The following is a 13286-nucleotide window of genomic DNA, read 5'->3' on the forward strand; positions in this document are numbered from 1 at the left end:
CAATCAAGTGCACACCTGTGAAGTTGGATGGAACCGTGGCCCTGCCACTCCAACGCTTTGTCAGGTGTGCTTTTTTCATAAAGGAGTTCTTATGTTAGATATCAAACGTATTCGTACAGACTTTGATTCTGTCGCAGGAAAATTGGCTACACGTGGTGTAGATGCTGCTGTCTTAAACGAGATGAAAGAAATCGATGCTAAACGTCGTGATATTTTAGTCAAGGTTGAAACTCTCAAGGCTGAACGTAACACAGTTTCAGCTGAGATTGCCCAAGCTAAGCGCAACAAGGAAAATGCAGATGACAAGATTGCTGCCATGCAGAATCTATCTGCTGAGGTTAAAGCCTTGGATGCTGAATTGGCAGAAATCGATGCTAAATTGACAGAATTTACTACTACTCTTCCAAACATCCCAGCTGACAGCGTTCCTGTTGGAGCTGATGAAGATGACAACGTGGAAGTTCGCCGTTGGGGTACTCCACGCGAGTTCGATTTCGAGCCAAAAGCTCACTGGGATCTGGGTGAAGACCTTGGCATCCTTGACTGGGAACGTGGGGGTAAGGTAACAGGAGCTCGCTTCCTCTTCTATAAAGGTCTCGGCGCTCGTTTGGAACGTGCCATCTACAACTTTATGTTGGATGAACATGGAAAAGAAGGCTATACAGAAGTCATCACACCTTACATGGTTAACCATGATTCTATGTTTGGGACTGGTCAATATCCAAAATTCAAGGAAGATACTTTTGAATTGAGCGACAGCAATTATGTTCTTATTCCTACAGCCGAAGTTCCTCTGACAAACTACTACCGTGATGAAATCCTGGACGGTAAAGACCTGCCAATCTACTTCACTGCTATGAGTCCTTCATTCCGTTCTGAGGCTGGTTCAGCTGGTCGTGATACTCGTGGCTTGATTCGTTTGCACCAATTCCACAAGGTTGAAATGGTCAAATTTGCCAAACCAGAAGAATCTTATGAAGAATTGGAAAAAATGACAGCCAACGCTGAAAATATCCTTCAAAAACTCAACCTTCCATACCGTGTCGTTGCTCTCTCTACTGGAGATATGGGCTTCTCAGCTGCTAAGACTTACGACTTGGAAGTTTGGATTCCAGCGCAAAATACCTACCGTGAAATCTCAAGCTGTTCAAACACAGAAGATTTCCAAGCCCGTCGTGCCCAAATCCGTTACCGTGATGAAGCAGACGGCAAGGTGAAACTCCTCCATACCTTGAACGGTTCTGGACTTGCAGTTGGACGTACAGTGGCTGCTATTCTTGAAAACTACCAAAATGAAGATGGTTCTGTGACCATCCCAGAAGTTCTTCGTCCATATATGGGTGGAGCTGAAATTATCAAACCATAAAAAATAAGGTTTAGCTATTTCTAGCTAGACCTTTTTTCGTAACCAAATCAGATAAGTACCTAAAACAAAGAGTAAAATAGTTAGGCATATAATAGTTTCAGCCAAGACCAGATAATCCAGAAATGGAAGTTTCAAGATTCCCTGAGCCATCTTGAGCGAAGTAGCTGTGATAATGGTTGGGAAAGTGAGGGCTGAGAAAGCTGGTTGAAAACCTTGTTTTAAAATATTGGGCAGACGAGTCAAAACAAAGAAAAAGAAGGATTGAGAAGCCAAAATCATGACGATTAAGACCCAAGTTGGTAGGCTGGCGCCTCCAACTCGGACTAGAGAAGCCAAGAGTAGAGAAAAAGGAGCACAGTAGATCCCTTCTTGTCCAAGCATAGCTTGTGGGAGTGGATGTTTCTTTAAATCGCTATAAATAAGTGGGTAGAGATAGAAGGTCAAGAGAAATCCAAAACTCAAGGTCGCATAGGCAATTTCGATGATGCCTACAAGAGGATAGGTCAAGGCTGCTACTGCTATCCCCACATAGAGAACCGTCCAGCTTGGAGTCGCATGAACCCTCCGCCCCGGATAGGCAAATTTGATAGTGAAGCCAGCAATCAGAGCCACATCCAAGAGAAATGAAAACCACCAGAGCCCTTGCGCTACCAAAGGAAGATGAGGAAAGACGCGAAAAACATAGGTAGATAAAATCATCCCAGCCATAGGAAAAGTGGCCATCCCTGACAAAAGAGGAGGCTTGGTCAATTCTTGCTTGGTTTCCTTCCAATTAAAGAGATGCAAAAGCAGAAAGTAAATCCACAAAATCAAACCTGCTAGACTCAACAGATGGGACAGAACCGGCAACGTATCTAAAATAAGATTTCCAGCTCCTGCCAAACCTAGCAAACAACCAGAAAATACCAAGGGGAGTTTTTTCATCCTAACCTCCAATAATCATGTTAGTTTCAGTATAGCATAAAAGCGCTTAAATGAGGGGATAAAAAACGAAGTTGAAAATTCAAGCTTCGTTTTTATTCCACTATTTTTTAACTCGTTGCTAAGATATGACGCAATTGAACAGCACTTGGAGAAACAATTGGAAGAAAGGCTCCTTCATTCCAACGACGAATAAATCCAGATGTTGATTTACTAAAGTAGCCTCTACCTCCACCTGCTTGTAACTCTAATAGAAGACTCTGAGCAACAACATCCACAATGCTTATTCTTAACTGAAATAGTTCACGCGGATTGGCAACAAAATAAGACCTGTCAGACAAACCTTGATAAAGCTCTCGACGAATAGCATCTAACTGTTCGATCTGATGCTTCCACTCATCTGTTAATACACTGCGTTTCACCAAGTCTTTTTCTACTTCTGATAGAGAACGTTCAGCTAAACCAAAAGCTAGACCAAATTGGTAGCCTAAAAAAGCTGGACGATTTTGTGCCAAAAATTGGTGAGCATCTTTTGATAAAATCCATTCCTCTTTCAAAAGGACCTTATTAAAAGTCAGAACAGCCGTGTTTCCTCCTTGAAGAGAAACAAATTCTAAGTCTTCAGAACGACTAAAATTCTCTGCATCTGATGGTACAGCCACCACATAACTTGTACTTGGATCATCTGTAAAACCTGTCACAAAAATAGTTAAAAATCGATTTCTTCGAGCATTAGTTACCCATGGCAGTCTTCCTTTTAGATACAATTGTCCATTTTCTTCAAGAACGCGAACATTCAGTTCCTCTAGGTCAGATAGATATTTGACAGCATTGGACAAGGCAGTAGCACCTGCATATTCTCCAGACAAGAGTTTTTCCAGATAGGTTTCCTTAAAATAGGAGTTATCTGTATGGAGAATATTATCAATTAAAGTGCGTTGTCCCCATGAAATAAAAGAGGCTGTTAAGGAATGTTGTGCAAGCTCTGCAAGGATATCAATGACATCTTGATCACTTCCTCCTGAACCTCCAAGAGATGCAGGAATCCCCACACGAAAGGCTCCCTCTGCTGCAATTTTCTCAATCAACTGTTCTCCAGCTTGACAAGACTGCTTGTCGATTTCATCAGCATGCTGGTCTAACCAGCTCAAAAATTCTTCTGAAAAAAATCCCATAGTCTTTCCTCCTTCTAGGCATAAGGTTGCAATTCTGGGTTAATTGGGGTATTAGCTAGATTATTGGCATAGTTACAGAGGCTTGCTAGGCTGACACCAAGAACCACATCCAAGGCATTTTGTTGGGTGTAGCCAGCTTCTAAAAACTCAGCCAAGGCTTCATCCCCTACACGACCCTTGGTATTGATAACTGCCAAGGTAAATTTAGCTAGGGTGTCCAATTTAGGATCTGTTTCAATTGGAGTACGATTGCGAAGGGCTTGAAGAAGGTCATCATTCATCTGGATTTGTTTGATTGAAAAGGCTGTGTGACCTGCGACGCAGAAGGCACAACCATTGGTCACAGCTGCCGTGATTTGCACCACTTCACGCTCAACGGGTGTCAGGCTGTTGCGACGATTGATAGCTCCGACAGTACGGTAAGCCTCTAAAGCAGTCGGTGCATTAGCCAAGAGACCGATTAGGTTAGGAATATAGCCATTGTTATCTTTTTCTACTGTTTCAAGAACTTCTTTCACTTCTGCTGGTGCTGATTCTACTGTATGAATTGTAAATGTTGTCATCATAAAACCTCTTTTCATTTTGTTGAAACCTAGTCTATCACAGATTCTATACCTTGCATAATATATATTTTAAATTGCACTGATAAAAATTCTTTATGAAAGCAAAAAATCACACGTAATGTGTGATTTCATTATTTATCAAAATACTTTTTAGTCTCAGAAATGACGACTGGCGACAAGACCAAGAGGGCAATCAAGTTTGGCAAAGCCATCAAGGCGTTAACGATATCTGCGATAATCCAAACCATATCTAACTCGATAAATCCTCCCAACAAGACCATGAGCACAAAGACCACACGGTAAAGCCAGATAAAGCGAACCCCAAAGAGAAACTCGAAACAGCGTTCTCCATAGTAGTTCCAACCTAGAATCGTCGTAAAGGCAAAGAGTACAAGGAAGATGGTCAAAAGGGTAGGTCCAAAGTGTGAAAAGACTGTTGAGAAGGCTGACTGAGTCAAGGCAACCCCATTCAAATCACCACTCCAAACACCAGTTACCAAGATGGTCAATCCAGTCAGCGTACAGATAATGAGAGTATCAATAAAAGTTCCTGTCATGGAAATCAAACCTTGCTCTACCGGTTCATTTGTCTTAGCCGCAGCAGCTGCAATGGGAGCAGAACCCAGACCAGATTCGTTTGAGAAGACACCACGCGCCACACCATTTTGAATAGCCATTCGAATGCTGGCACCAGCAAAACCACCTACCGCAGCAACTGGACTAAAAGCGGATGTCAAGATTAAAGCGATTGTAGCAGGGATTTTCTCGATATTAAAGAAAATAACTGTAAGAGTTCCCAAAATATAAATGATAGCCATAAAAGGAACAACAGTAGTTGAAACCTTGGAAATGGACTTGAGCCCGCCAAAGACTGCAATTGCTACAAAGACAGACAAAACAAGAGCTGTGATGGCTGGCGAAATAGTCGTTGTATTCTGGATAGATTCTGTAATCGAGTTGACTTGGGTAAAGGTCCCGATCCCCAACAAAGCTACTAGAACACCTGCTAGGGCAAAGAAGATGGCAAGGGGACGCCATTTTTCACCCATACCCAAAAGGATGTAGTGCATGGGACCTCCCGCTACTGCACCATGATCATCCTTGGTACGGTATTTGATAGCCAAGAGTCCTTCTGCATACTTGGTAGCCATCCCAAAGAAAGCAGCCATCCACATCCAAAAGAGGGCTCCTGGGCCACCGACCTTGATAGCCGTCGCGACTCCGATAATATTTCCCGTACCAACTGTCGCTGCTAGGGCTGTACACAAGGCCGCAAAGCTGGATACATCTCCATGCCCCTTATCCTTGGTAAAAATAAGCTGGAAGGCCTTGGGCAAACGCAAAACCTGCAAGAGACCTAGACGGGCAGTTAGATAAATCCCTGTTCCGACCAAGAGAATCAAGAGGGGTGGGCCCCAAGCAAAAGCATCGATTGATTTAAGCAATTCTAACATTTCCTTCTCCTATCTTTTCAACCCCAAAAGAAAGAGCACATGCAAGATACATGTACTCTGGAATGCTTAGATAAATGCCAAAAAGCGGTCTATCCTAGCTCTGTCCTTTTACCTGAGAGTTTGAGCAGTTGCCTGCCTTGCCCCTTCGGTGCCTTTACGGTCTCTCCAGAGTTCCGTCCATTTACAGTCATGGAAAATCAAACGATTCCCCACTTCTATTAAACTTCATTCGGTGTTGGTATTTAATTGATTCTTATTTTACAAAAAATGTTGGCTTTTGTCAATGTGTTTATTAGTAAAAATTAGTTCAACAGTTTTTACTTTATAAAGTCCAGAATACTGCTATCCTTTAAAGGTCACAATAGTCGCACCACTGCCTCCAGCATTTTGTGGGGCATAGCCGAAACTCTTGACATGCTTGTTTCTTTGTAGGTATTTGGTGACACCTTCACGGATGACACCTGTTCCGATACCATGGATGATATCAACTTGTGCCATATTGTTAAGCAAGGCTTGGTCGATAAAGGCATCTAGCTCATTCATGGCCTCTTCATAACGTTTGCCTCGAAGGTCCAGTCTAGCTTGTGGACCACGACCAGAAGTTCGTTTCACGATATTGACTTGTTTTTTCTTGACTTGCTTTTCTTGCTGAGCTTGAACAAGGTCAAATTCTTTCTCTTCTAAAGTCATCTTAATCAAGCCGACTTGGGCTTCCCAGCGGCCGTCCTTGAGTTGACTGGTCAAGGTACCTCGCTGGCCATAACTGAGAACCACGATATCATCTCCCACCTTTGGAGCTCGTTTTTTCTTGGCCTTTTGAAGAACCTTATTTTTAGACAAATCTACTTTTTCAGGAGCTAATTTTTTCAGCTTGGCCTTAGCTTCAATGATTTCGTGGGGCTTGAGTTGGGATTTGCTGTGGAGATTTTTGAGAATCTGGTCACTTTCACTTAGGGCCATGTCCACAATCTCAGCAGCCTGTTCACGCGCCTTGTTAAGCTCTGTTTCCTTTTCACGATTAAGCTCATTGTAGAGCTTTTTGAGAGCACGGTTCATCTTGAGATTTTCTTGCTCCACCTCACGGATATTGTCCAAGCGTTTGCGACTTTCTAGCGTCTGCTCTTCCAGTTGTTCAATGATTCGGTTGACATCATTGTCCTGATTGACCTGCTGACTGGCATCTCCTACGATAACTTCAGATAATCCTAAACGTTTAGCAATTTCAAAAGCATTGCTTCGACCAGGCACACCCTGCATAAAGCGATAGGTCGGGCGTAGAGTCGCAGTATCAAACTCCATGCTGGCATTTTGCACAAAGGCTGTCTCGATACCATAGGCCTTGAGTTCTGGATAGTGGGTGGTCGCCATTGTCTTGACTTGACGCAGGCGAAGGTCTTCCAGAATAGCCATGGCAAGAGCAGCTCCTTCTTGAGGGTCTGTACCAGCTCCCAACTCATCCAAGAGTAAAAGTGAATGTTGGTTAACCTTGCCAAGAATATCCACAATATTGGTCATGTGGCTAGAGAAGGTAGACAAGCTCTGTTCAATAGATTGCTCATCGCCAATATCGGCAAAGATTTCTTCAAAAATACCCACACGACTTCCCTTATCTGCTAAAATCGGCAAACCAGACTGAGCCATAACCTGCGTCAATCCCAGAGTTTTAAGCATGATGGTCTTCCCACCTGTATTGGGACCTGTAATGACAATGGCTGTTAAATCTTGACCAAAATGGACATCATTTGCAACGGCATTTTTGACCAAAGGATGGCAGACATGGAGCAGTTGAATCTCTTGATTTTCTGACAGCTGAGGTACGACTGCTTGCCTTTCTTGGATAAAGCGGACCTTGGCACGAATCAAGTCCAGATGGCCGACAATCCAAGCATCATTGGCAATCTCAGCCGCATGAGGGCGGACACGCTCAGAAATTTCTTGGAGAATGCGAAGCATTTCATAGCGCTCATCTGCTCGTAAACTGGCAATTTCTTCGCTCAGTTTGACCACCTCACGGGGTTCGATATAGACGGTGTTTCCGCTGGCAGAAATATCATGAACAACACCTGCAATCTTATTGCGGTAGGTATTTTTGACTGGTAAAACCTGACGGCCATTTCTGCTGGCAACAATCCCTTCCGTCAACATCTGCGCTTTTTGCTTGAGCAGGTCCTGTAAAACATCGCGGACCTGACTCTCGCTATCATGGATTTTTCGACGGATTCGCGCCAATTCTTCACTGGCAAAATTTTCAATGAAACCTGCATCATTAAAGGCTTGTAAATTTCCTTGTAATTGCGGAAAATCATGTAATTTCTCAAACCAAAGGGCTAATTCTTCCAAGCTGACATTTTCCAGATTGGCGTAAAAACTTTGCAGTTCTCGGCTAGACAGAAGCACGCGCTTCAAGAGGAGGAACTCCTCGATATTGAGGTCCGCCCCCATCTCCAATCGCTTGCAGACTCCTGCGATTTCCTTGGTTGCAAGAATAGTAAAATGCGGTTGCTCAACAAAAAGAGCCTGCATTTCCTTCATCTCAGCAAAAGCCTGTTTGATTTTATCTGCTTTGGCAGTTGGAGCCAGCTGTCTCAGTTGCTCCAAGCCCTGCTCTGTCAACAAATGAGGTTCAAACAAGGCCTTGACCTTATTGAACTCTAATGTTTCTAATATTTTCTTGTTCATCGTTATTTCCTTATCTTTGAATGTCTAGGTGTGGCAGCTTTTTACATTCAGTCAAATCTGTAAACAAAGGGCTAGGAAATTTCCTGCCCTTTTTATCCGATTAAATTTGTCACCCAGATTTGTTTGAGCCAACTGGTTGTTACCGGTATGCTCTGGATGATGTGTTTTGCGACGATACTCTTTTCAAGAGGATTTTGTATAGCTGCCATGGGGATGGTCGCCAAGATGGTCAAGGCCATTTGCAAGACAAATAAGGTCACCAACATGGACAAGATCCCTGCTGAAACTTGGAACAACTTACCACCCAGTTTTTTACTAGGAATCAAGTGTAAGAGGAGACCAAGCAAACGACCAATGCTATAGACAATCCCAAATACAAGCAAGTAGCCGATCCCTGCGTAAAAGACCTTATCCAACTGAAAGAGTTGATCCGATGGGAAAAAGAAAGTTCCCTGACCTTCCTGTGGATTTGCATAAGGGAGCAGCAAATGAAATTGCTCTCCAAGCCCCTTATAAAACTGGCCAGCCACAAAAGCCGATGCCATGGCTGAAATCAGGTAATACACCTGTAAGAGCAGGCCTCTACGATAGCCGATATAAAATCCCCAAGCCAAGACCAATAGAAGAAGGAGTGAAATCATAAGGAATCCTCAATCTTACTCTGTTCTTGCTTGCAAGTCACAAGCTTGTGGCGCAATTCTTCTAATTCTTGCTCCTTATCATCAAATTCAATCTCACGGCTGAGTTGAGTCGATAAACAGTTGACTGCCAACAAAAGAGCGATTGTTTCATCATCTGCACTAGGCATTTGTTCTTTAATTGCTTGGTATTTTTCTGTCGCAACCTTGGCGATTTCCTCCATAAAAAGGTTATCATGTTCGCTCGTCAAGGTTAATGATTTTTTCCCGAATGTAAATTTGAATCGATTTAGATTTGCCATAAAATTCACCTCACGATATTATACCAAAATTCGCTAATTTTGTCAGTTTTTACAAATTTGCCTGCTTTTGTGGTACAATAGAAACTATGGCAAGTATAACACTCACACCAAGCGAAAAGGAGATTCAGGCTTTTCTTGAACACTATCAAACCAGTCTGGCTCCCAGCAAGAATCCCTATATTCGCTACTTTTTACGACTACCTCAAGCAACGGTTTCTATCTATACTTCTGGAAAGGTCTTGCTTCAGGGTGAAGGAGCTGAGAAATATGCTAGTTTCTTTGGCTATCAAGTTGTAGAGGAAAACAGGGGACAAAATTTCCCTTTGATTGGGACAGATGAGGTGGGAAATGGTTCCTACTTTGGTGGACTTGCAGTTGTGGCTTCCTTTGTCACACCTGACCAGCATGACTTCTTGCGAAAACTAGGTGTGGGGGATTCCAAGACACTGACCGACCAAAAGATCCGTCAGATTGCCCCTATCCTCAAAGAAAAAATCCAGCACCAGGCACTGCTTCTCTCACCAAGCAAGTACAACGAGGTCATCGGAGACCGCTACAACGCTGTTTCGGTTAAGGTAGCCCTCCATAACCAGGCTATCTATCTCCTTCTTCAAAAAGGCATTCAGCCTGAGAAAATTGTGATTGATGCCTTTACCAGTGCTAAAAATTATGACAAGTACTTGGCACAAGAGGCCAATCGTTTCAGCAAGCCTATCAGCTTAGAAGAAAAGGCTGAGGGCAAATACTTGGCTGTCGCAGTTTCTTCTATCATTGCGCGTGACCTCTTTCTGGAAAATCTTGAAAATCTGGGACGAGAACTGGGCTATCAACTTCCAAGTGGAGCTGGAACGGCTTCTGATAAGGTGGCTAGCCAGATTTTACAGGCCTATGGAATGCAGGGACTCAACTTCTGCGCCAAACTACACTTTAAAAATACTGAAAAAGCGAAAAAACGCTTAGAAAGGTAAGTTATGAATTCATTTAAAAATTTCTTAAAAGAGTGGGGATTGTTCCTCCTAATTCTGTCATTACTAGCTTTAAGTCGTATCTTTTTTTGGAGCAATGTTCGCGTAGAAGGGCATTCCATGGATCCTACCCTAGCGGATGGTGAAATCCTCTTTGTTGTCAAACACCTACCTATTGACCGATTTGATATCGTGGTTGCCCATGAGGAAGATGGAAATAAGGACATTGTCAAACGTGTCATCGGAATGCCTGGCGATACCATCCGTTACGAAAATGATAAACTTTACATCAATGACAAAGAGACAGATGAACCTTACCTAGCTGATTACATCAAACGCTTTAAGGACGACAAACTCCAAAGCACCTACTCAGGCAAGGGATTTGAGGGAAATAAAGGAACTTTCTTTAGAAGTATCGCTGAAAAAGCCCAAGCCTTCACAGTTGATGTCAACTATAATACCAACTTTAGCTTTACTGTCCCAGAAGGAGAATACCTTCTCCTCGGAGATGACCGCTTGGTTTCGAGCGACAGCCGCCACGTAGGTACCTTCAAAGCAAAAGATATCACAGGGGAAGCTAAATTCCGCTTCTGGCCAATCACCCGTATCGGAACATTTTAAGAAATCGAAGAGGCCGAGAATCAAAAATCTCAGCCTCTTCTTCTATCGTGAGAAGATGATTATTCACTACCCAGTATAACTAGGATAGAAACAACCCCAACTCTCACCTATTCATGCAAAGGAATTTTATGGAATTTTATTTTTCAGGAACCATTGAACGGATTATTTTTGAAAATCCCAGCAATTTTTACCGCATCCTCCTCCTAGAAATCGACGATACGGACGCAGAGGATTTTGATGATTTTGAAATCATTGTCACGGGCGCCATGGCTGATGTGATTGAGGGAGAAGACTATACCTTTTGGGGACAAATTGTCCAGCACTCCAAGTATGGGGAACAACTGCAAATCAGCCGATATGAACGCGCAAAACCAACTAGCAAGGGCTTGGTCAAGTACTTTTCAAGTAGCCATTTCAAGGGAATTGGTCTCAAGACAGCTCAGAAAATTGTGGATACCTATGGCGACAATACCATTGACGAAATTCTGCAACACCCAGAAAAGCTAGAAGGTATCTCAGGACTCTCTGCTAAAAATCGCGAGGCCTTCGTCTCTACTCTCCGCCTCAACTACGGAACCGAGATGGTTTTGACCAAACTTGCCAACTACGGCATTCCCAACAAACTAGCCTTTCAGATTCAAGACTTTTACAAGGAAGAAACCCTTGATGTGGTTGAAAATTATCCCTACCAGTTGGTCGAGGATATAAAGGGTTTGGGCTTTACCATTGCTGATCAATTAGCGGAAGAACTAGGTATCGAAAGTCAGGCTCCTGAACGCTTCCGCGCCGGTCTAGTACATAGTCTTTTTCAGGCCTGTATGGAAACAGGGGACACCTATGTTGAAGCACGGGATCTGCTAGAACAAACCCTTACTCTCCTTGAATCTTCTCGCCCCGTGGAACTGGATCCCAGCCAAGTGGCCCAAGAACTCTCCTACCTGATTGAAGAAGACAAGGTTCAGCAGATTGATACCAAGATTTTTGACAACAGCCTCTTTTTCGCCGAGGAAGGCATCCGCAGTCACTTGGTTCGTATCCTTGAAAAAGGAAAACAGAAGAGCCAGGATTTAAAAACCATTCAAAAACATATCGCTACTGTCGAAGAAGATTTGGAGATTGAGTATGATAGCATTCAAAAACAAGCTATCTGTGACGCTATCCAGAACAAAGTCTTTATCCTAACAGGTGGACCTGGTACTGGTAAGACAACTGTTATCAATGGGATTATCGCTGTTTATACCCTCTTAGAAGGACTTGACCTCAGGAAAAAAAGTAATCTGCCGCTTCTTCTTGCCGCTCCAACTGGCCGAGCAGCTCGCCGTATGAATGAATTGACAGGCTTGCCAAGTGCGACCATACACCGTCATTTAGGAATGACAGGTGACGATGACACCAGTCATCTGGAAGATTATCTGGATTCCGACTTTATTATCGTGGATGAATTTTCTATGGTGGATACTTGGCTGGCCAATCAACTCTTTTCCAATATCTCTTCTAACAGTAAGATCCTCATCGTGGGTGACAGCGACCAGTTGCCGTCTGTCAGTCCTGGACAGGTTCTAGCGGATCTGCTTCATATTCCCTTGATTCCTCAGACTCGCTTGGAAAAAATTTACCGTCAAAGCGAAGAATCAACCATCGTCACCCTAGCTAGTCAAATTCGACAGGGCATCTTGCCAGCTGACTTTACCCAGAAAAAAGCAGACCGTTCCTACTTTGAAATTGCTAGTGGCCATATTCCAGCTACGATTGAAAAAATCTTAGGCGCTGCCCTCAGAAGTGGTATTCCTGCCCGTGATATCCAAGTTCTGGCTCCCATGTACAGAGGGACGGCAGGGATTGATGCCATCAACCAGCTCATGCAAGACCTCCTTAACCCACCACAAAAAGACCAACTTAGTTTTGAAGCTCCCCAGTGCCATTATCGTAAGGGCGACAAGGTCATTCACCTGGTCAATGATGCTGAAATTAATGTCTTTAATGGAGATTTAGGAGCCATCACAGACCTAATTCCTGGTAAATACACCGAGTCGAAACAAGACGAAATTGTCATTGATTTTGACGGCAACGAAGTCTCTTACCCACGTAACGAATGGTACAAGATTCGCCTGGCCTATGCCATGAGTATCCATAAGTCCCAGGGAAGCGAGTTTCCTGTTGTCATCCTACCTATCACCAGCGCTAGCAGGCGTATGCTGGAGCGCAATCTTATCTATACAGCCATTACACGCGCCAAAAGCAAGCTTATCTTACTAGGCGAATTACAAGCCTTCGACTATGCTACCCAACACATCGGAACTGCTCGAAAAACCTATCTGATTGAACGCTTCAGTGATTTATTGGATAATGTTGAAGAAAAGCAACCAGCTGTCTCTGAAACTGCCACATCAAGTAACTATGAACAATCCTACATCCTAACCGAAGAAAACTGGGACAGCATACCGGCCATGATTGGGATTACAGACGCAGACCTCAAAGAGATTTTTGGAAAATAGTGCATAATAAAACCCACCAATTCAGGTGGGATTTTTGTTTATTAATACTCAATGAAAATCAAAGAGCAAACTAGGAAGCTAGCCACAAGCTGTACTTGAGTACGGTA

At 43.3% G+C, this 13286-nt stretch carries 11 protein-coding genes and 1 riboswitch; of the genes, 4 read left to right on the forward strand and 7 right to left on the reverse strand.

Going from position 1 to position 13286, the window contains the following annotated elements; translation table 11 throughout:
- The first annotated feature begins 91 nt into the window (after positions 1-91).
- On the forward strand, positions 92-1366 hold the full coding sequence (serS, locus tag ADH52_RS02910) for a serine--tRNA ligase (protein ID WP_049509981.1): 1275 nt from the start codon (positions 92-94) through the stop codon (positions 1364-1366).
- A 24-nt stretch (positions 1367-1390) separates the two neighbouring features.
- On the opposite strand, the gene ADH52_RS02915 is transcribed toward serS, so the two are convergent.
- The 7 genes from ADH52_RS02915 to zapA form a co-directional block, all read right to left on the reverse strand.
- Positions 1391-2290 carry a TDT family transporter gene (locus ADH52_RS02915; RefSeq protein ID WP_049509983.1) on the reverse strand — a complete coding sequence of 300 codons (900 nt, stop codon included), beginning with the start codon at positions 2288-2290 and terminating at the stop codon, positions 1391-1393.
- Between the two features lie 107 nt (positions 2291-2397).
- Positions 2398-3462: an acyl-CoA dehydrogenase family protein gene (locus ADH52_RS02920; RefSeq protein WP_049509985.1), complete on the reverse strand. Its 1065-nt coding sequence runs from the start codon at positions 3460-3462 to the stop codon at positions 2398-2400.
- Between the two features lie 14 nt (positions 3463-3476).
- Complete coding sequence (locus ADH52_RS02925) at positions 3477-4025, reverse strand: carboxymuconolactone decarboxylase family protein (RefSeq protein ID WP_000206768.1); 549 nt, start codon at positions 4023-4025, stop codon at positions 3477-3479.
- A 131-nt stretch (positions 4026-4156) separates the two neighbouring features.
- Positions 4157-5479: an alanine/glycine:cation symporter family protein gene (locus tag ADH52_RS02930; RefSeq protein ID WP_049509987.1), complete on the reverse strand. Its 1323-nt coding sequence runs from the start codon at positions 5477-5479 to the stop codon at positions 4157-4159.
- 90 nt (positions 5480-5569) lie between these two features.
- Positions 5570-5658: riboswitch (glycine riboswitch) on the reverse strand.
- Between the two features lie 163 nt (positions 5659-5821).
- The gene (locus ADH52_RS02935; protein ID WP_049509989.1) at positions 5822-8158 is read right to left on the reverse strand and encodes an endonuclease MutS2; all 2337 of its coding nucleotides are present in this window, start codon (positions 8156-8158) and stop codon (positions 5822-5824) included.
- 92 nt (positions 8159-8250) lie between these two features.
- Positions 8251-8799: a CvpA family protein gene (locus ADH52_RS02940; RefSeq protein ID WP_000624513.1), complete on the reverse strand. Its 549-nt coding sequence runs from the start codon at positions 8797-8799 to the stop codon at positions 8251-8253.
- Entirely contained in the window at positions 8796-9098 is a 303-nt protein-coding gene (zapA, locus tag ADH52_RS02945; protein WP_000002019.1) for a cell division protein ZapA, read from the reverse strand. The genes ADH52_RS02940 and zapA overlap by 4 nt, the downstream gene beginning before the upstream one ends.
- Before the next feature lie 86 nt (positions 9099-9184).
- Between zapA and rnhC the strand changes: the two genes are divergently transcribed.
- The 3 genes from rnhC to ADH52_RS02960 all read left to right on the forward strand — a co-directional run bounded on the left by rnhC (position 9185) and on the right by ADH52_RS02960 (position 13179).
- Complete coding sequence (gene rnhC, locus ADH52_RS02950; protein ID WP_049509990.1) at positions 9185-10066, forward strand: ribonuclease HIII; 882 nt, start codon at positions 9185-9187, stop codon at positions 10064-10066.
- 3 nt (positions 10067-10069) lie between these two features.
- Positions 10070-10684, forward strand: coding sequence for a signal peptidase I (gene lepB, locus ADH52_RS02955; protein WP_004245100.1), 615 nt, complete (start codon positions 10070-10072; stop codon positions 10682-10684).
- Positions 10685-10812: 128 nt separating this feature from the next.
- Positions 10813-13179, forward strand: coding sequence for an ATP-dependent RecD-like DNA helicase (locus tag ADH52_RS02960; RefSeq protein WP_049509994.1), 2367 nt, complete (start codon positions 10813-10815; stop codon positions 13177-13179).
- Positions 13180-13286 lie beyond the last annotated feature (107 nt).

Source organism: Streptococcus pseudopneumoniae, from assembly GCF_001072665.1.
GTDB lineage: Bacteria > Bacillota > Bacilli > Lactobacillales > Streptococcaceae > Streptococcus > Streptococcus pseudopneumoniae_S.